This window comes from Alsobacter sp. P4_H11 (genome assembly GCF_056400925.1).
Window position 1 is genome coordinate 13180 of the sequence record NZ_JBFUKI010000001.1, and the last position, 17662, is coordinate 30841.

Sequence of the window (17662 nt, forward strand, 5' to 3'; positions counted from 1 at the left end):
GGGCCTGAGGCCCGCTGTCCATTACCCCATGATCTCGAACGTCACGCCCTGCGCGAGCGGGACGGTTGTGCCGTAGTTCACCGTGTTGGTCGCCCGGCGCATATAGGCCTTCCAGGCGTCGGAGCCGGCCTCGCGGCCGCCGCCGGTTTCCTTTTCGCCGCCGAAAGCGCCGCCGATCTCGGCGCCGGACGGGCCGATATTCACGTTGGCGATGCCGCAGTCAGAACCCTCGTCGGACACGAACAGCTCGGCCTCGCGCATGTTCAGCGTGAAGATGGAGGAGGACAGGCCGGCCCCAACCGCATTCTGCATCGCAATCGCGTCGTCGATCGTGGCGTATTTCGTCACATACAGGATGGGCGCGAAGGTCTCGCGCACCATCGGGCCGGTCTGCGACGGCATCTCCACCAGCGCGGGCGCGGCGTAGTAAGCCTCGGCGCCGAGCGCCTCCTGGGCGCGCTGGCCGCCGAACACGGTCGCGCCGAGCGCCCGCGCCTCGTCCAGGGCGCGGCCCATGCCGTCAAAGGCGGCCTTGTCGATCAGCGGGCCCACCAGCACGCCCTGCTCGCGCGGGTCGCCGATCTTCACGCTGCCATAGACGCTCTTCAGCCGCGGCACGAGCTGGTCGTAGATGCTCTCGTGCACGAACAAGCGCCGCAGCGTGGTGCAGCGTTGGCCGGCGGTGCCGATGGCCGCGAACGCGATGGCGCGCAGCGCGATCTCGAGGTCCGCCGAGGGCGCCACGATGGCGGCGTTGTTGCCGCCGAGCTCCAGGATCGAACGTCCAAAGCGCGCCGCGACCTTGGGGCCGACCTGCCGGCCCATCGCGGTGGAGCCCGTGGCGGACACGACCGGCACGCGGTGGTCGTCCACCAGCGCCTCGCCGAGCGCGCGGCCGCCGATCAGCACCTCGCTCAGGCCGGCCGGCACGCCGCCGAACCGTTGCGCAGCCTTCTCGAAGATGGCCTGCACGCCAAGCGCCGTAAGCGGGGTCTTCTCGGAAGGCTTCCACACGACGGGGTCGCCGCACACGAAGGCGAGCGCGGCGTTCCACGACCAAACCGCGACCGGGAAGTTGAACGCCGTGATCACCCCGCAGACGCCCAGCGGATGCCAGGTCTCCATCATCCGGTGCTCGGGACGCTCGGTCGCGATCGTGAGGCCGAAGAGCTGGCGCGAGAGGCCGACCGCATAGTCGCAGATGTCGATCATCTCCTGGACCTCGCCCTGGCCCTCCGAGATCACCTTGCCGGCTTCCAGCGTCACCAGGCGGCCGAGATCGGCCTTGTGGGCGCGCAGCTCCTCGCCGATGAGGCGCACCAGCTCGCCGCGCCGGGGCGCCGGGACCTTGCGCCACTCCGCAAAAGCCGCATGCGCCCGCCCGATGGCGGCCGCAGCGTCTTCGGCGCTCGCCTCGCGCAGCTCGGCCACGACTTCACCCGTGATGGGCGAGCGCGCCGCCATGCCGCCCTTCTGGAAAGCCGAAGCCGGAACGCCGAGGCGATCGAGAATGCCGAGGACGTCGTCGCGCACCGTGGCGGCCATGGGAAATTCTCCGAAACAGAAGCCGGCCCAACGCCGGCATGCGGGCGAACGCTTTCCGGCGGTCCCGCGCAAGTCCCGCACGGTCGCTCTTTCGCCGGCGGCGCGCAACCGATATGTTCTCACCACTTCATGAGGAAATCGCATGACCTTTGCGACCCAGCGCAGCCTTCTTCCGTCGCTCGGCGCGCTGCAGGCCTTCGAGGCCGCCGCCCGGCACGGCAGCTTCACGCGCGCCGGCGAGGAACTCAGCCTCACGCAAGGCGCCATCAGCCGGCAGGTGGCCGCCCTGGAGGAGAGCCTTGGGGTGCCGCTGTTCGAGCGTGTTCGCCAGCGGGTGACGCTCACCCCCGCCGGCCAATCCTACGCGGCCGAGATCCGGGACGCCCTGTCGCGCATCGCCTCCGCGACCCTGTCCGTCATGGCGTTTCGCGGCGCGGGCGGCACGCTCGCGTTGGCGATCCTGCCGACCTTCGGGACGCGCTGGCTGATCCCGCGCCTGCCGGATTTCTTCAGCCGGCATCCGGAGGTCACGATCAATTTCGCCACCCGGATCCGGCCCTTCGATTTCCGCGAGGAAGGGCTCGACGCCGCGATCCACTTTGGCGATCCCACCTGGCCGGGCGCGGCGGCGCATCGGCTCATGGGCGAGGTCATCATCCCGGTCGCGAGCCCGGCCCTGATCGCCCGCGCAGGGATCGCCGCGCCCGCCGACGTCCTGAACGCGCCGCTGCTGCAGCAGTCCACGCGCCCTCGCGCCTGGGCCAACTGGCTGGAGTTACAGGGTCTGCCGCCCGGCCGCGCCCTGATGGGCCCCAGCTTCGAGCAGTTCGCCATGGTCGCGCAGGCGGCCGTGGCCGGGCTCGGCATGGCGATCGTGCCGCGCATGCTGGTGGAGGAGGAGTTGCGCTCCGGCCAGCTCGTCATCCCGTTTGATCGACCGCTCGAGAGCAACCAGGGCTACTGGCTGGTTTACCCGGAGGAAAAGCGCGACAGGCCGCCCATCGTGGCGTTTCGGGACTGGCTTCTCGCCCAATGCGGACGGGACCTGCGCAGCCCGGTGTCGACAGAAGCGTGAGAAGCTGGCAATCATGCGGCTTGCTCATGATCGAGCCTCCCGGGCCCGATCTCCACACCCGCTAGACCGGCCTGCCGATGACATCCCAGCCTGCTTCCCAGCTTCCCGCTTCGGCCGATGTGGTCATCATCGGCGGCGCGGCGATCGGCTCCTCGATCGCGTGCCACATCGCGGCCGATCCGGCCTTCACGGGCCGCGTGGTCGTGATCGAGAAAGACCCGACCTACCAGTTCTCGGCCTCCGCGCTGTCGGCGGCGTCCATTCGCCAGCAATATTCCAGCGCGGTGAACATTCGCATCTCGCTCTACGGCATTCAGTTCCTGCGCGAGATCGGCCAACGTCTGGCGGTAGGCGACGACCATCCTGAGATCGGGCTGACCGAGGGCGGCTATCTCTACGTCGCGGGCCCGGACGGCGCGCCCGTGCTCCGGGACAACAACGCCCTGCAGCAGGCCGAGGGCGCCGACATTCTCCTGCTCGATCCGCAAGCGCTGCGCGCCCGCTACCCCTGGCTCAACACCGAGGATCTCTCCTGCGGAACCTGGGGCCGCACCGGCGAGGGCTGGTTCGACGGCTGGGGCCTGATGCAGGCCTTCCGCAAGAAAGCCCGAAGCCTCGGCGCGATCTATGTCGAAGGCCAGGCGACCGCGATCGAGCGGGACGGCGCGCGCGTGTCGGCCGTGCGGCTGGCCGATGGCTCGCGGATCGCATGCGGCGCCGTCGTGAATGCGGCGGGCGCGTCCGGCGGTCGCCAGGTCGCGGCGCTCGCTGGCGTGGACATCCCGGTCCACTCCCGAAAGCGCTTCGTGTTCAGCTTCACGTGCAAGGCCGAGATCGAAAACGCGCCGCTGCTGATCGATCCCTCAGGGGCATGGTTCCGGCCGGAAGGTCGGCGCGGGCCCGAAGGGCAGCTCTTTATCGGCAGCGCCGGCCCCACGGCCGAGATGGACGATCCCGACTCAGACGAGTTCGACGTCGATTGGGGCTTCTTCGAGGATTTCATCTGGCCCGCGCTGGCGACGCGCGTGCCCGCCTTCGAGCAGATCCGCCCCGGCCGCGCCTGGGCCGGCCATTACGACATGAACCTGTTCGATCACAACGCCATCCTGGGCAAGGCCGGCGGGCTGGAGAACTTCTTTCTCGCGAACGGCTTCTCGGGCCATGGCCTGCAACAATCTCCCGCCGTGGGACGCGGGTTGGCGGAGTTGATCGTGCATGGCCGTTACCTGTCGCTGGACCTCAGCGAGATGGGCTTCGACCGCATCGCCGCCAACCGGCCGCTGCTGGAGCGGAATGTGATCTGAGGCGAGTGGCAGGGGCCATTCTCCCGTCAGTGCGAGCGCCAGCGAAGCAATCCAGCCTAACGCCGGGCGTTTAGACTGGATTGCTTCGCCTCCGGCTCGCAATGACGGCGAGGAGGCGGCTGGCTGTGCAAGGGGCCTACGACGCAGCGCCTCAGTGCAGCTCGCGCATGGGCGTGGAGCCGATCTCCTCGATGGCTTCCTGCAGGCCGAGCAGATGCGGATTGACGCGCAGCGCCACCTGGAAGGCCGCCCGAGCTTCTGCGAAACGCTGATGGCGCAAGCAAATCTGGCCAAAGCCCGAGATCGCCCCGAAATGCCGCGGCTCCAGCATCAGCGTCTGCTCGATGTCGAGCAGCGCGTCCGCGTCCCGCTTTTCGATGAAGGCCAGCGTGGCCCGCTTGTTCCAGGCCTCGGCCCAGCGTGGTTCGCTCTCCACCAGGCGATCCAGCATCGCGCGGGCGAGGTCCAGCGCGCCGGCCCCGATGGCCTCGATGGCGGCCGCCATCTGGCTCGACGCGTGCAGGTCCTTGTGGGCGATCCAGTGCGCCCAGATCAGGTCCTCGATGTCGTCCGGGTCGCGCTCCGGCTCGGGCAGGGCGAGTTCCCGGAAGAGCGGGATCAGCCGGCGCGGCAAGGTCGACGCGGGCCGCCGCTCGCCCAAATGGAGGACGAGCGCGAACACCTTGTCGATGGTCGCCGCCGAGGGTTGGGGTCGGGCGGCGCGGGCCGTCCGGGTACGCGTGCTCATGGGGTTGGACATAGGGCGAAGATCATGGCCGGGGAGGGGCGGCGGCTCCGAGGTTCGGCTCCGTCGAGCATTGGCCGCGCCCGAGCGAACCGGTAAGGTCCGCCGTCCCGCATTCGTGGAAGTCTCATGCCGCCCTTTGACGCCCTGCGGTCCGCGCCGGCGCTGGCCCTTCTCGCCGCCGCCACGGCGGTGCTGACGTGGCTCGCGATCCCGCTCCTGATGCCGGCGTTGCGCCGCTACGCCCTGGCGCGCCCCAATGCGCGCTCGAGCCATAGGGAGCCGACCCCACAGGGCGGCGGCGTCGCGGTGGCGGGCGTCGCCGTGTTGCTGCTCGTCCTGCTCGCGCTTTTGGCGCCGGCCACCCCGGCCGGGGAAACGACATCGTTGCTCGTCCTGTGCGGCGCCGCCGCCGTGCTGGCGGCGCTTGGGGCCGTGGACGACATCCGGCCGCTTCCGGCGCTGCCGCGCCTCCTCGTCCAGGCCGTCGCGGTGGCGGCGGCCGTCTACGCCATTCCGGCTGACGCCCGCGTGACGCCCGACGCCGTGCCGCTCGCCCTGGAGCGCGCGGTGGTGGCTTTCGCCGGGCTGTGGTTCGTGAACCTCACGAACTTCATGGACGGGCTGGACTGGATCACGGTTGCCGAATTGGTACCCGTGAGCGCCGCGCTGGCCGTGCTGTCTGCCATTCACCTCGCGCCGGTCAGCGCCGGCGTCGCGGCGGCGGCGCTCGGAGGCGCGCTGCTCGGCTTCGCGCCGTTCAACAAGCCGACCGCGCGGCTGTTTCTGGGCGACGTCGGCAGCCTGCCGATCGGGTTGCTGGCGGGCTACGCGCTGTACCGCCTCGCGAGCGCCGGCCATTTGCTCCCGGCGCTGATCCTGCCGCTCTACTATCTGGCGGACGCCACCATCACGCTGCTGCGCCGCATGGCGCGCCGCGAGCGCATCTGGGACGCGCATCGCAGCCACTTCTACCAGCAGGCGACCACCAACGGCCTCTCGGTGATGGGCGTCGTGTCGCGCGTGTTCACCGTGAACCTGACGCTCGCGGGCGTCGCCATCATCCTGGCCGCCGGCTTCACGCCCGCGCGTGGCGTGCTGGGGGCCGGCGTGGCGGCGCTCAGCGTAGCGGCCCTGCTGGCCGACTTTGCGCAGAAGCGCCGGAAAGGCTGACGCATGCGGGTGCTGCTCACCGGCGCGTCCGGCTTCGTCGGCCGGCATCTCGCGGCCGACCTCCTGGCGCGCGGCCACGCCGTGCGCGCGGCGATGCGCGATTCCGCCGCTCTGCCGCCCGGCGCCGAACTGGCGCCCATCGGCGATCTCGGAGAGCCGGTCGACTGGGGCCCGCTTTTGCAAGGCGTCGACGCAGTGGTGCATGGCGCCGGGATCGCGCATGCCGGGCCTGGCCTGCCGGACGACCTCTACGCCCGCGTCAATCGCGACGCCACGCTCGCGCTCGCGCAGGCCGCCGCAGAAAGGGTAAGCCGCTTCGTGTTCCTGTCCTCGATCCGCGCCCAATCAGGACCGACGTCCACGCATGCGCTCACCGAGGATGACGCCCCCGAGCCGACGGACGCCTATGGACGCTCAAAGCTTGAGGCGGAGCGCGGGCTGGCCGCCCTCCCCGGCCTGAACGCCACGGCCTTGCGGCCGGTGGTGGTCTACGGGCCCGGCGTGCGCGGCAACATGGGCGCTTTGGCCAAGCTGGCTCGCCTTCCCGTGCCGCTGCCCTTTGGCGCTCTCCAGACGCCACGCTCGGTGGTGTCGGTCGAAAACCTGGCCTCCGCGGTCGCGTTCGCGCTGGAGGCGGCCGAACCGACACGAGGCGCTTTCATCGTCGCCGATCCGGAGCCGATCGCCTTGGGCGCGCTCGTCGCCGCGATGAGGGCTGCGCTCGGTCGGCCCGCGATGCTGCTTCCCATTCCTCCCGCGCTCATGGGCGGGGCGCTGCGAGCGCTCCGCAAGGGAGAAGCCTGGGAGCGCCTCTCCGGCGCCATGACGGCGTCGCCGTCGCGGCTGATCAGCCTGGGCTGGACGCCGCCGGTGCGCTCAACGCCGGAGGGGATACGGCGCTGGCTGGCGCCGGGATCTCGGCCCGCGTAAATGCCGGCACCGCTTCGGCGAGCACGCGCCGGCCCATCTCGCGATCGTCGGCATCCAGCGCGGCGCGCAGCTGCGCCAGCCACGCCTCGATGCGGGCTTTGTCGGCGAACAGCGGCTTGGCGGCCATGAGCCCATCCACGCCGGTCTCGACCGTCGGCTCGGCCTGGTCGAACAGGATCTCGTTGAGCCTTTCGCCCGGGCGCGAGCCCGTGACGGCGATCTCGATGTCGACGCCGGGCTCAAAGCCGGCGAGCCGGATCATCCGCTCGGCGAGCGCCATGATCTTCACCGGCTGGCCCATCTTCAGCACGTAGACGGAGGGCGTCTCGGCCATGTCGGCCGCAGGGGCGCGCATGTCGACGTCGGCGTGGGACGCGGCGGTGAGCACCAGTTCGGCCGCTTCGCGCACCGTCATGAAGTAGCGCACCATGTCGGGATGCGTGACCGTCACCGGCCCCCCATGGGCGATCTGCGCCTTGAATTTCGGCACCACGGAGCCGTTCGATCCCAGCACGTTGCCGAAGCGCACCGCCACCAGCCGCATGCGCGGCGCACCATTGGGCTGAGCCCGCGCGGCTTCGGCGTCGAGCGCCTGCGCGTACATTTCGGCGAAGCGCTTGGTGGCGCCCAGCATCGAGACGGGCTCGATGGCCTTGTCGGTCGAGATCATCACGGCCGCGCTCGCGCCGGCCGCCACGGCGGCGTCCAGCACGTTCACGGAGCCGAACACGTTGGTTTTGATCGCCTCGTCCCAGTCCTGCTCGAGGTAGGGCACGTGCTTCAGCGCCGCCGCATGGAATACGAGGTCGGGCTGGAACCGTCGGAACACCCGCTCGATCCTGACCCGGTCGCGGATGTCGGCGAGCACGCCCACGAACTTCGTCACGGTGGCCTGCAGCGCCAGCGCCTCCGTGATGGCGTGCAACGCCGGCTCGGAGCTTTCCACCACCATGAGCTCGGCCGCCCCGAAGGCCGCCACCCGCAGCGCCATCTCGCTGCCGATGGAGCCGCCGCCGCCCGTCACGATCACCCGGCGACCTTCCACCAGTCCGCGCAGGCGATTGCGGTCGATGTTGACGCTCGGGCGCAGCAGGAGGTCGTCGATCTCCACCGGCGCGAGGCTGGCGGCCGCGCCCGCGCCCTCGTCCAGTGTCTGGAACCGCGTGAGCGGAATGCCGAGCCGCCGGGCCGCCGCGAAAAGTTCTTCGGGCTCGGCCTCGGGCGCGAGCGCCGACGGCGTCGCGATCAGGCGCTTGACGCTGACGCCGCGCTCGGCGAAGTCCGCCACGAGCTTCTCGAGATTGCGGAAGCCGGCCCTCACCTGGATGCCGCGCAGGCTCTGCCCGGCGTCGCTGGCGCGCGGCGACAGCGCGCCCACGGCGTGAATTCGCCGCAACCCGCCATTCTCCAGCGCACGCAGCACGATCTCGACGTCCACGGCCCGGCCGAGGATCAGCGCCGGCGTGGTGGCGAGCTTCCCAGCCTGGTCGCGAGAGCGGACGAATCGCGAGTAGCGGTAGGTCACGCGCGGCCCGCCCAGAAAGAAGATCTGGATCATCCAGTACAGCGCGATGGAGATCTTGCCGAAGTAGAAGTTGCCGTAGAAGTCCTCCGACACCAGCACATAATCAAGCAGCAGCAACGAGATGCTGAGCACCGACACGGCCTTGACGATGCCCGACAGGTCCGGCAGGGACGCAAACCGCCAGCGCGATTTGTAGAGCCCGAAATACCAGTAGACGACGCTCGCATAGGCTGCGAAACCCGGGATGATCACCGGCAGATAGCGTAGCCGTGCCGTGAGCTGCGGCCCCTCGAACCGGAGCACGAACACGGCCGCCAGCGCCGCGGCCGTCATTGCGACGTCGTGAACCACGACGAGCGCCTTTTTCCAGCTGATGCGGCTGAGCACGGACATGGGCGCGGTATCGGGCGGCGCGCCAGCGGTGTCAACCGGCGCGCCGGCCTCGATTGCCGCCCGGGGATCCTTCGGCTAAGCAGCGGGCGGGCAGGGGAGCACGTCGCATGCGCCGATCAGCAAGAGTGAACGCCGCCGTCACGGCCGGCCTGGCGGTCTCCGCAATCGGCGCGCCGACAGGCGCCTGGGCGGCCGATGGGCTCAACGGCGCGGCGCTGGGCGGCGTCTGGGCGCTGCCCTTTGTCGGCATGCTCCTGTCGATCGCGCTGTTTCCGCTGCTCGCCCCGCACGCCTGGGAGCATCACCAGGGCAAGATCGCGGCCTTTTGGGCGGCCCTGACCGCCGTGCCGCTGGCGCTCACGGCCGGGACGGCCCCGACAGCCTCGGCTCTCGCCCACACGGCCCTGCTCGACTATATCCCGTTCCTGCTGCTGTTGCTCGCGCTGTTCACGACGGCCGGCGGCATTCTGATCGCCGGCAACATCCATGGCTCGCCGGCCATGAACGCCCTCCTGCTCGCCATCGGGGCGGGCCTGGCCAGCCTCATCGGGACCACGGGCGCGTCCATGGTGATGATCCGCCCGATGATCCGCGCCAACGACGACCGCAAGCACAACACGCACGTCTTCGTATTCTTCATCTTCCTGGTGTCTAACCTTGGCGGAGCGCTGACGCCCCTGGGCGATCCGCCGCTGTTCCTTGGCTTCCTGCGCGGCGTCGACTTCTTCTGGACCACCACCCATCTGGCGCACGAGACGCTGTTCGCAGCCGGGATCGTGCTGGCCGTGTTCTTCGTCCTGGACACGATCATCTACCGCAAGGAAGACCGCCTGCGGGACCCGACGCCCGATCGCCATATTCGCGTGCGCGGCCTCGTCAACGTCGCGCTGATCGGCGTGATCATCGTCGCCATCCTGCTCAGCGCCGGCTGGAAGCCGGGCGTCGCCTTCACGCTGTTTGGCGTGGCGGTTGAATGGCAGGGTCTGGTTCGCGACCTCGCCATGGTGGCGGTCGCGGTCGCGTCGATGAAGCTCACCAAGCCCGCCTGGCGCGAGGCGAACGGCTTCTCGTGGGGACCCATTGTCGAAGTCGCCAAGCTCTTCGCCGGCATCTTCGTCACCATGATCCCGGTGCTCGCCATGCTGCAGGCCGGCCGCGACGGCGCCTTTGCGCCGCTGGTCGCACTCGTCACAAATCCGGACGGAAGCGCCAACAACGCCGCCTATTTCTGGCTCACGGGCGCCCTGTCATCGTTCCTCGACAACGCTCCGACCTATCTGGTGTTCTTCCAGCTCGCGGGCGGCGACGCGCAGGCGCTGATGACCCAGGGCGCGCTGACGCTGGCCGCCATCTCGTGCGGCGCGGTGTTCATGGGCGCCAACAGCTATATCGGCAACGCCCCGAACTTCATGGTCTACGCCATCGCGCGCGACGGCGGCGTCAGGATGCCGAGCTTCTTCGGCTACATGCTGTGGTCGGGCGCGGTGCTGATCCCGACCTTCCTGCTGGTCACGTGGGTGTTCTTCAGGGCGTGAGAGGCAGAGGCGGCGCCAGTGCTAGGGCAAGCCTAGGTGGTGATCCAAGGATCGATGACCGAGACCCCTGCGGCCCGGAAAGGGCCGATGTCGCGGGACGCCACGGAAAAGCCGTTCGCAGACGCGATCGCCGCAATGAAACCGTCCGGCGTGGAAAGCGCCAAGCCGGCCGACCGAGCTTTGCTTGCGAGGTCGGCGTACTGGCGCGCCGCACGCATGTCGAAGTCGAGAAGACGTTCGGCAAACAACGCGATGATTTGCTCGACCGCATCCGCCAAGGCGTCTTTGCGGCGGCCGTCCGGCAACGCTCGAACGCCGAACATCAACTCGGCTGCGGTGATGCTGGACATGTAAAGCGTTTCCGCCGCCTGGGCGTCCAGCCACGCGATGACCGATGGCTCCGGATGGGGCCTCATCGTTTCGGAAACGACGTTGGTGTCCAGGAGGATCATTCGAGGCTGATGGGATCGGCACCACGCTTGTCGCGCGATTGCTGGATCGCATCGATCTCCGCGTCAGTGAACTCTGCGGCTTGGCCGATGCCCCTCAAAACAGACCCGATCAGCACGCGCCCTTCAGGCTGGACCGCGTCCTCGAGAATGGCGCGTATTTCAGCTTCCGTGCTCCGATGGTGCTGAGCAGCCCGCTGCTTCAGAGCCCGGTGCACCTCGACTGACAAGTTGCGGATGGTGACGGCTGGCAAGCTTGAACCTCTACATTGATGATATCAAAATAGGTTAAACGATAGCACTTTGCAAGTTGAAGGCTGGCGCTCACAAAAAAGGCCCCGAGCTGGCGCCCGGGGCCTTGTGTCTGCAGCTTGGTTTGGCTTACTCGGCAGCCATCTGGTTGCTCGGCGCGGCCGCTTTCACGTCCGAGTCCACGTGGGCTTCGAACTTCTGGAAGTTGTCCGTGAACATGGTCACCAGCCGCTGCGCCATCTCGGCGAACTCGGCTTTGTTGGCCCAGGTCTTTACCGGATAGAGGATGTGCGGCTCGACGCCGGGCACCGAGGTCGGCACCGAGAAGCCGAAATAGGGGTCGGTGCGGAAGTCCGCCTTGTTGAGCGAGCCTTCCAGCGCCGCCGTGAGCAGGCGGCGGGTGACGCGGATCGGCATGCGCCGGCCGACGCCGTACTTGCCGCCCGTCCAGCCGGTGTTCACCAGCCAGCAATCGACGCCGTGCTTGCCGATGAGCTCGCGCAACATGTTGCCATAAACGGAGGGGTGCCGCGGCATGAAGGGCGCGCCGAAGCAGGTCGAGAACGTCGCCTGCGGCTCCGTCACGCCCTTTTCGGTGCCCGCCACCTTGGCGGTGTAGCCCGACAGGAAGTGGTACATGGCCTGGGCAGGCGTCAGCTTGGCGATCGGCGGCATCACCCCGAAGGCGTCGCAGGTGAGCATCACGATGTTCTTCGGCGCGCCGGCGCGGCCCGTCAGGGACGCGTTGGGGATGAAGTCCAGCGGGTAGGCGATGCGGGTATTCTCGGTCTTGGAGCCGTCGTCGAAGTCCGGGATGCGGGTCTCGGGGTCGAGAACGACGTTTTCCATCACGGTGCCGAAGCGCTCGGTGGTGGCGTAGATCTCCGGCTCCGCCTCGCGCGACAGCTTGATCGCCTTGGCGTAGCAGCCGCCCTCGAAGTTGAACACGCCGCCCGGCGCCCAGCCGTGCTCGTCGTCGCCCAGCAGGGTGCGGTTCGGGTCGGCCGAGAGCGTGGTCTTGCCGGTGCCCGACAGGCCGAAGAACAGCGCCACGTCCTCCTTGGACTCCTTAGCCGTGTTCGCCGAGCAGTGCATCGGCATCACGCCCTTGGGGGGCAGCACGAAGTTCAGGTAGCCGAACACCGACTTCTTCATCTCGCCCGCATAGGACGAGTTGCCGATCAGCACGATCTTGCGGGTGAAATCGCAGGCGATCACGGTCTCGCTGCGGCAGCCGTGCCGGGCCGGGTCAGCCTTGAAGGACGGCAGGTCCACGATCGTCATGTCGGGCAAAAAGCCCGCCAGGTCCTGCCACTCGGGCCGGATCAGCATGGTGCGGATAAACAGCGAGTGCCAGGCATACTCGGTGAACACGCGCACCTTGACGCGGAAGCTCGGGTCCGCGCCGCCATAGAGGTCCTGCGCGAAGAGCTCCTTGCCCTTGGCGTGCTCCAGCATGTCGCCCAGCAGCACTTCAAAGTGCTCGGGAGAGATCGCGCCGTTGTTCTCCCACCAGACATGGTCGGCCGTGGTGGCGTCCTTGACGGTGAACTTGTCCTTGGGGGAGCGGCCCGTGTGGGCGCCGGTTTCGGCCACGAGCGGGCCGCCCTGGGCCAGGATGGCCTCCTTGCGGGCGATCGCCTCCTCGTAGAGCCGTGGAGTCTGGAGGTTCCAGAACACCCGTTTCAGGTTCTTGAAGCCGAACGCCTCAGCGCCGTGCGCGCCGTTGTGGGTGCCGACATTGTCCACGATACTTAACTCCTCGCGTCGCGCGAAGGCCGCTCTGGCCGCATGGTCGAAAGAACCGGCGGGGGAACCGGTCCAGCATGGCTACGCCCCAGCCGGCGCGATGCGCCCGGTTGCGAAACCTCGGTCTCAACAATCACGAGACGCGCGGCGGAACAAGTCGTTCGTTGGACTTAAATGGAATTGAGCCTTTTCGGACGTGCTGCATCGCAGCATCTAAATCGGTTCAGGGAAGATGATCTTAACCACGTGCGAGGGTTGCCAGTTGCTGAAACGCCATGCGCAGTTCAGCTGGCGAAGTGACCCGTTCTGAAAACAAAAGCCGCGCTCGTTCTTCTTCCAAAGCCAAGTCGCAGCCTTCCGGGTCGATGCCGGTGACCCGCCACGAGCCTTCCCGGCGCCCAAGCAACCGCGTCGCGTAGAGCGCCACCGCGTCCGCGTGGTCGGCGTTCACGTGCGCCACTGCTTCCTCCTCGGCCGCGAGCAGCCCGGCGGCGTCCTCCATGGCCAAAAGGAGGTCCTCCGGCGGGATGTCGACGATGCGGCCGAAGCCCGCCACCAGATGGGCGCCCTGCACGACCATGCGATAGAACGCGAAGTCGGCGAAGCCGGCGTAAAAAGCGGCGTCGGGGTGGCAGGCCAGGAAGCGTCGACTCGCGCGCGGCTCGTCGGTTTTCTCCGCGTGCCCGGTCAGGCTCACGCGTGGATGCAGCAGCGGGTCGCCCGCGCCCACCTGCGCCAGCAGGATCGAGCACAGCGGGTCGATCTCGAGATTACGCGTGTGCACGGCCAATCGCGAGATCAGCAACAGCGGGGCGCCGTCCAGGTCGGCCGCGAAGGAGATCAGTGACGCGTAGGGACCGCCGGCTCGCCGGTCCAGCGTCGCCAGCGTCGCCCAGCGGCTGGTGCGCAGCAGCCGCCGCGCCTCGGCGCGGGCATCGAACGGCGCCTCAATGGCGGGACCATCGTTGGTTGACATCGGTAGCTCCTCGCGACCCGCCCATTGAGGCTGGAGACGGTGGCGAAAATGAGCGATGATGGCCACAACGATCAAGCGCGTGGCCGAACTTCTCGGGAACCCTGCGGCCCCTCGTCACATTTAAGCCGCGCTTCACGGCGAGCGTCCGCGCCGCAAAGCCTTCCACCACCAGCCGTCCGGCCGAAGAGCGCCGGGCAGGCAGGGAACATCCGCACTATGCCGACCATCGCCCTCGTCGACGACGATCGCAACATCCTGACCTCCGTCTCCATCGCGCTGGAGGCCGAGGGCTATCGGATCCAGACCTTCACGGATGGGGCCGCGGCTCTCGACGGCCTGAAGCAGAACCCGCCCGACCTCGCGATCTTCGACATCAAGATGCCGCGCATGGACGGCATGGAGCTGTTGCGCCGGCTGCGGCAGAAGTCGGACCTCCCCGTCATCTTCCTCACCTCCAAGGACGAGGAGATCGACGAGCTGTTCGGCCTCAAGATGGGCGCCGACGACTTCATCCGGAAGCCGTTCTCGCAGCGTCTGCTGGTGGAGCGCGTCAAGGCTGTGTTGCGCCGTGCCGGGGCCAAGGAAGCCGCCTCCCCCAAGGAGGGCGACGCCAAGGTGCTCGAGCGGGGGCTCCTCAAGATGGATCCCGAGCGCCACACCTGTACGTGGAAGGGCGAGCCCGTCACGCTGACGGTCACCGAATTCCTGATCCTGCAGGCCTTGGCCATGCGGCCGGGCGTGGTGAAGAGCCGCAACGCCTTGATGGATGCGGCCTATGACGATCAGGTGTATGTGGACGACCGCACCATCGACAGCCACATCAAGCGGCTGCGCAAGAAGTTCAAGTCGGTCGACGACGATTTCGAGATGATCGAAACACTCTATGGCGTCGGCTACCGATTCAAGGAATCCTGAGGGCGCTGGCGGCGCGGCGCTGAAGTCGCGCGCCGGGGCCAACGAGCCATGACCGCCCAGACCGAGCACGGCCCCATTCCGACCGACACCGCAGCCAAGCGGATTTCCCTGGGCCGCGCCATCGTGGCGCGCGTCCGGGCGCTGACGCGCGTCGCCGTCCAGCGCGGCTCGTCCAGCCTCGTGCGCCGGATCGTGGTGCTGAACCTCGCCGGCCTCGTCGCGCTGCTGCTGGGCTTTCTCTATCTCAACCAGTTTCGCGAAGGCCTGATCGACTCGCGCGTGCAGAGCCTGCTCACCCAGGGCGAGATCATCGCCGGCGCGGTGGCGGCCTCGGCCACGGCCGACAATGATTCGGTCACGATCGATCCCGACAAGCTGCTGCAACTGCAGGCCGGCGAAAGCGTCGGGTTCGGGGACGACAGCGCCACCGAATTCTCGATCAACCCGGAGCGGGTCGCGCCGCTGCTGCGCCGCCTCGTGACGCCGACCCGCACCCGCGCCCGGATCTACGACCGCGACGGGTTCCTGATCCTCGACTCCCGCTCGCTCTATTCGCGCGGTGACATCATGCGGTTCGAGCTGCCGCCCCCCACCGCCGAGGAGCCGACCGTCATTGAGCGGACCTGGAACTCGGTGAAGCGCAGCTTTGGGCGCAGCAACCTGCCGCTGAGCGAAGAGATCAACTCGGTCAACGGCCGCAACCTGCCGGAGGTCTCGCGCTCGCTCACGGGTTCGCCCGCCAGCGTGGTGCGGGTGAACGCCAATGGCGACACCATCGTGTCCGTGGCGGTGCCGATCCAGCGCTTCCGGGCGGTGCGCGGCGCGCTGCTGCTCTCCACCCAGGGCGGCGACATCGACGGCATCATCGCGAGCGAGCGCTTCGCCATCCTGCGGGTGTTCGGCGTCGCGGCCGGCGTCATGATCGTGCTGTCGGTGCTGTTCGCCGGCACCATCGCGGGGCCGATCCGGCGCCTTTCGGCGGCCGCCGACCGGGTGCGGCGAGGCGTCAAGGCGCGCGAGGAAATCCCGGACTTCACCGATCGCTCGGACGAGATCGGCCACCTGTCCGGCTCGCTGCGCGACATGACCAAGGCGCTCTACAACCGCATCGAGGCGATCGAGACCTTCGCGGCCGATGTCGCGCACGAGCTGAAGAACCCGCTCACGAGCCTGCGCAGCGCCGTCGAGACCCTGCCGCTCGCCCGCTCGGACGAATCCCGCGGGCGTTTGCTGGAGGTGATCCAGCACGATGTCCGCCGCCTCGACCGGCTGATCAGCGACATTTCGGACGCCTCCCGCCTCGACGCCGAGATGGCGCGCTCGGACGCCGAGCCCGTCGACATCCTGCGCCTGCTCGAAACCGTGATCTCGGTCGCCAACGGCGTGCGGCGCGACGACGGCGTCTCGGTGCGGCTCCTTCTTTCGGAGGACCCGCGTGGCCGCGACGCCTTCTTCGTGCTCGGCCATGATTCGCGGCTCGGGCAGGTCGTCAGCAACCTGATCGAGAACGCCCGCTCGTTCTCACCCCATGGCGGCGAGGTCCGGGTCGGGCTCAAACGGGAAGGCGCCGAGATCGAGATCGTCGTCGAGGACGACGGCCCCGGCGTGCCCAGCCACGCGCTGGAGCGGATTTTCGAGCGCTTCTACACGGACCGCCCCGAGCAGGGCTTCGGCCAGAACTCCGGGCTTGGGCTGTCCATCTCGCGCCAGATCGTGGAGGCGCATCGCGGCCGCATCTGGGCTGAAAACCGCCTCGAACCCGTCCGGACCGGCGAGCGGCGCTGCCTGGGCGCGCGCTTTCATGTTCGCCTGCCGGTTTCCGCCCCGTGAGCCAGGCCCTGCACGCGACCTGCGTGGTGGTCGGCGACGCAGGCGTTCTGATCAGGGGGCCGTCCGGCGCCGGAAAATCCACCCTGGCGCGGCGGATCGTCGAGGAGGCGACCCGGCGCGGGCTGTTTGCCCGGCTCGTGTCGGACGACCGCGTGTTCGTCAGGGTCCATGACGGTCGCGCCGTCGCCCGCACGCACCCGGCGATCGCGGGCGCGCTGGAGATGCGCGGGCGGGGCCTGCTGCACGGCGCGCACGAATCAGCCGCCGTTTTGCGTCTCGTGGTCGATTGTGGCGTCGTTGCACTGGACAGGATGCCTGATCGTGATGATCTGATGGCGGAGGTGGCCGGCGTGAGCCTGCCAAGGATCGTGGCCGGTCCGGAAGACGCGGATCGCGTGTTCCTGGCGCTGGGTCGCGGGTCGTTTTCATCGGAGCCGGGGAACCCGAAACCGGCTAACGCGTTGTAGGGGGTTGCACTTCCCGCTGCATCGCACAAAATGAGGGCTTCGTGCGCCGCTGGCGCGCAGGAGATCAGTTTACATGATCGGTATGGTGCTCGTGACGCACGGGCGGCTGGCGATCGAGTTTCGCGCCGCCATGGAGCACGTCGTGGGCCCGCAGCAGCAGGTCGAGACGATCACCATCGGGCCGGACGACGACATGGATCAGCGCCGGCAGGATATCGTGTCGGCCGTCGAGGCCGTCGACACCGGCGACGGTGTCGTGATTCTCACGGACATGTTCGGCGGAACCCCCTCCAACCTCGCTATCTCGGTGATGAACGGCGGCAAGACCGAAGTCGTCGCCGGCATCAACCTGCCCATGCTGATCAAGCTGGCCAGCGTGCGGGGCGAGTGCGACCTCGAAAAGGCTGTTGTGCAGGCCCAGGAGGCCGGCCGCAAATACATCAACGTCGCCAGCCGGGTGCTCGCGGGCAAATGATGGACGATCCCGACGCCGGCTGCGACTGCCCGCCCGCGCCCGTTCCGGACGGCGCGCTGGTGCGCGAACTCCGAATCGTCAACCGCAAGGGCCTGCACGCCCGCGCGACGGCGAAGTTCGTGCAATGCGCCGAACGTTTCGACTCCGCCATCCAGGTCACGCGCTGCGGCGAGACCGTCGGGGGCACGTCGATCATGGGGATCCTGACGCTGGGCGCCGGCATCGGCTCCACCATCACGGTCACGGCCGTGGGGGCGGACGCCGACCAGGCCTTGCAGGCGCTGGACGAGCTCGTCGCCAACCGCTTCGGCGAAGAAGAATAAA

17 protein-coding genes are annotated in these 17662 nt (G+C 68.5%); 10 read left to right on the plus strand and 7 right to left on the minus strand.

The window, feature by feature from the left end:
* Positions 1 to 21 precede the first annotated feature (21 nt).
* The gene (gene amaB / locus AC1DSZ_RS00055) at positions 22 to 1545 is read right to left on the minus strand and encodes an L-piperidine-6-carboxylate dehydrogenase (RefSeq protein WP_476836363.1); all 1524 of its coding nucleotides are present in this window, start codon (positions 1543 to 1545) and stop codon (positions 22 to 24) included.
* A gap of 142 nt (positions 1546 to 1687) precedes the next feature.
* Between amaB and gcvA the strand changes: the two genes are divergently transcribed.
* Together gcvA and AC1DSZ_RS00065 are read left to right on the plus strand one after the other, a co-directional pair.
* On the plus strand, positions 1688 to 2620 hold the full coding sequence (gcvA, locus tag AC1DSZ_RS00060) for a transcriptional regulator GcvA (RefSeq protein WP_476836364.1): 933 nt from the start codon (positions 1688 to 1690) through the stop codon (positions 2618 to 2620).
* A gap of 77 nt (positions 2621 to 2697) precedes the next feature.
* Positions 2698 to 3924, plus strand: a complete 1227-nt coding sequence (locus AC1DSZ_RS00065; RefSeq protein WP_476836365.1) for an NAD(P)/FAD-dependent oxidoreductase — start codon at positions 2698 to 2700, stop codon at positions 3922 to 3924.
* 151 nt (positions 3925 to 4075) lie between these two features.
* Here the strand turns inward: AC1DSZ_RS00065 and AC1DSZ_RS00070 are convergent, their stop codons facing one another.
* Positions 4076 to 4672, minus strand: a complete 597-nt coding sequence (locus tag AC1DSZ_RS00070; RefSeq protein ID WP_476836366.1) for a hypothetical protein — start codon at positions 4670 to 4672, stop codon at positions 4076 to 4078.
* Positions 4673 to 4798: 126 nt separating this feature from the next.
* Between AC1DSZ_RS00070 and AC1DSZ_RS00075 the strand changes: the two genes are divergently transcribed.
* Positions 4799 to 5842 (plus strand): MraY family glycosyltransferase, encoded by a 1044-nt coding sequence (locus AC1DSZ_RS00075; RefSeq protein WP_476836367.1) that lies wholly within the window; start codon positions 4799 to 4801, stop codon positions 5840 to 5842.
* Positions 5843 to 5845: 3 nt separating this feature from the next.
* Complete coding sequence (locus AC1DSZ_RS00080; RefSeq protein ID WP_476836368.1) at positions 5846 to 6772, plus strand: NAD-dependent epimerase/dehydratase family protein; 927 nt, start codon at positions 5846 to 5848, stop codon at positions 6770 to 6772.
* Here the strand turns inward: AC1DSZ_RS00080 and AC1DSZ_RS00085 are convergent.
* Positions 6690 to 8690, minus strand: coding sequence for an SDR family NAD(P)-dependent oxidoreductase (locus AC1DSZ_RS00085; RefSeq protein ID WP_476836369.1), 2001 nt, complete (start codon positions 8688 to 8690; stop codon positions 6690 to 6692). The two genes, AC1DSZ_RS00080 and AC1DSZ_RS00085, sit on opposite strands and share 83 nt — an antisense overlap.
* A 107-nt stretch (positions 8691 to 8797) precedes the next feature.
* On the opposite strand from AC1DSZ_RS00085, the gene AC1DSZ_RS00090 reads away from it, so the two are divergent.
* Positions 8798 to 10225: a sodium:proton antiporter gene (locus AC1DSZ_RS00090; RefSeq protein ID WP_476836370.1), complete on the plus strand. Its 1428-nt coding sequence runs from the start codon at positions 8798 to 8800 to the stop codon at positions 10223 to 10225.
* A 32-nt stretch (positions 10226 to 10257) separates the two neighbouring features.
* Here AC1DSZ_RS00090 and AC1DSZ_RS00095 read toward each other — a convergent pair whose 3' ends face one another.
* The 4 genes from AC1DSZ_RS00095 to AC1DSZ_RS00110 form a co-directional block, all read right to left on the minus strand.
* Entirely contained in the window at positions 10258 to 10677 is a 420-nt protein-coding gene (locus AC1DSZ_RS00095) for a PIN domain-containing protein (RefSeq protein ID WP_476836371.1), read from the minus strand.
* Positions 10674 to 10928, minus strand: a complete 255-nt coding sequence (locus tag AC1DSZ_RS00100) for a FitA-like ribbon-helix-helix domain-containing protein (RefSeq protein ID WP_476836372.1) — start codon at positions 10926 to 10928, stop codon at positions 10674 to 10676. Before AC1DSZ_RS00100 ends, AC1DSZ_RS00095 begins: the two co-directional genes overlap by 4 nt.
* A gap of 127 nt (positions 10929 to 11055) precedes the next feature.
* Positions 11056 to 12675 carry a phosphoenolpyruvate carboxykinase gene (locus AC1DSZ_RS00105; RefSeq protein ID WP_476836373.1) on the minus strand — a complete coding sequence of 540 codons (1620 nt, stop codon included), beginning with the start codon at positions 12673 to 12675 and terminating at the stop codon, positions 11056 to 11058.
* Positions 12676 to 12913: 238 nt separating this feature from the next.
* A complete protein-coding gene (locus AC1DSZ_RS00110; protein ID WP_476836374.1) occupies positions 12914 to 13651 on the minus strand; it encodes a HugZ family pyridoxamine 5'-phosphate oxidase in 738 nt (245 codons plus the stop codon).
* Positions 13652 to 13867: 216 nt separating this feature from the next.
* Here AC1DSZ_RS00110 and AC1DSZ_RS00115 point away from each other — a divergent pair, with 216 nt between their 5' ends.
* The 5 genes from AC1DSZ_RS00115 (at position 13868) to AC1DSZ_RS00135 (ending at position 17661) form a co-directional block, all read left to right on the plus strand.
* The gene (locus AC1DSZ_RS00115; RefSeq protein ID WP_188515716.1) at positions 13868 to 14566 is read left to right on the plus strand and encodes a response regulator transcription factor; all 699 of its coding nucleotides are present in this window, start codon (positions 13868 to 13870) and stop codon (positions 14564 to 14566) included.
* A 48-nt stretch (positions 14567 to 14614) separates the two neighbouring features.
* Positions 14615 to 16396 carry a stimulus-sensing domain-containing protein gene (locus AC1DSZ_RS00120; protein WP_476836375.1) on the plus strand — a complete coding sequence of 594 codons (1782 nt, stop codon included), beginning with the start codon at positions 14615 to 14617 and terminating at the stop codon, positions 16394 to 16396.
* Positions 16393 to 16863 carry an HPr kinase/phosphorylase gene (locus AC1DSZ_RS00125; RefSeq protein ID WP_476836376.1) on the plus strand — a complete coding sequence of 157 codons (471 nt, stop codon included), beginning with the start codon at positions 16393 to 16395 and terminating at the stop codon, positions 16861 to 16863. The genes AC1DSZ_RS00120 and AC1DSZ_RS00125 overlap by 4 nt, the downstream gene beginning before the upstream one ends.
* A gap of 73 nt (positions 16864 to 16936) precedes the next feature.
* Entirely contained in the window at positions 16937 to 17338 is a 402-nt protein-coding gene (locus AC1DSZ_RS00130) for a PTS sugar transporter subunit IIA (protein WP_188515718.1), read from the plus strand.
* Positions 17338 to 17661: an HPr family phosphocarrier protein gene (locus AC1DSZ_RS00135; protein WP_476836377.1), complete on the plus strand. Its 324-nt coding sequence runs from the start codon at positions 17338 to 17340 to the stop codon at positions 17659 to 17661. The genes AC1DSZ_RS00130 and AC1DSZ_RS00135 overlap by 1 nt, the downstream gene beginning before the upstream one ends.
* The last annotated feature ends 1 nt before the right edge of the window (position 17662 follow it).

Bases quoted from the DNA above. Each gene is read 5' to 3' on its own strand.
- amaB (WP_476836363.1), bottom strand. From the start codon at position 1,545: ATGGCCGCCACGGTGCGCGACGACGTCCTCGGCATTCTCGATCGCCTC.
- gcvA (WP_476836364.1), top strand. From the start codon at position 1,688: ATGACCTTTGCGACCCAGCGCAGCCTTCTTCCGTCGCTCGGCGCGCTG.
- AC1DSZ_RS00065 (WP_476836365.1), top strand. From the start codon at position 2,698: ATGACATCCCAGCCTGCTTCCCAGCTTCCCGCTTCGGCCGATGTGGTC.
- AC1DSZ_RS00070 (WP_476836366.1), bottom strand. From the start codon at position 4,672: ATGAGCACGCGTACCCGGACGGCCCGCGCCGCCCGACCCCAACCCTCG.
- AC1DSZ_RS00075 (WP_476836367.1), top strand. From the start codon at position 4,799: ATGCCGCCCTTTGACGCCCTGCGGTCCGCGCCGGCGCTGGCCCTTCTC.
- AC1DSZ_RS00080 (WP_476836368.1), top strand. From the start codon at position 5,846: ATGCGGGTGCTGCTCACCGGCGCGTCCGGCTTCGTCGGCCGGCATCTC.
- AC1DSZ_RS00085 (WP_476836369.1), bottom strand. From the start codon at position 8,690: ATGTCCGTGCTCAGCCGCATCAGCTGGAAAAAGGCGCTCGTCGTGGTT.
- AC1DSZ_RS00090 (WP_476836370.1), top strand. From the start codon at position 8,798: ATGCGCCGATCAGCAAGAGTGAACGCCGCCGTCACGGCCGGCCTGGCG.
- AC1DSZ_RS00095 (WP_476836371.1), bottom strand. From the start codon at position 10,677: ATGATCCTCCTGGACACCAACGTCGTTTCCGAAACGATGAGGCCCCAT.
- AC1DSZ_RS00110 (WP_476836374.1), bottom strand. From the start codon at position 13,651: ATGTCAACCAACGATGGTCCCGCCATTGAGGCGCCGTTCGATGCCCGC.
- AC1DSZ_RS00115 (WP_188515716.1), top strand. From the start codon at position 13,868: ATGCCGACCATCGCCCTCGTCGACGACGATCGCAACATCCTGACCTCC.
- AC1DSZ_RS00120 (WP_476836375.1), top strand. From the start codon at position 14,615: ATGACCGCCCAGACCGAGCACGGCCCCATTCCGACCGACACCGCAGCC.
- AC1DSZ_RS00130 (WP_188515718.1), top strand. From the start codon at position 16,937: ATGATCGGTATGGTGCTCGTGACGCACGGGCGGCTGGCGATCGAGTTT.
- AC1DSZ_RS00135 (WP_476836377.1), top strand. From the start codon at position 17,338: ATGGACGATCCCGACGCCGGCTGCGACTGCCCGCCCGCGCCCGTTCCG.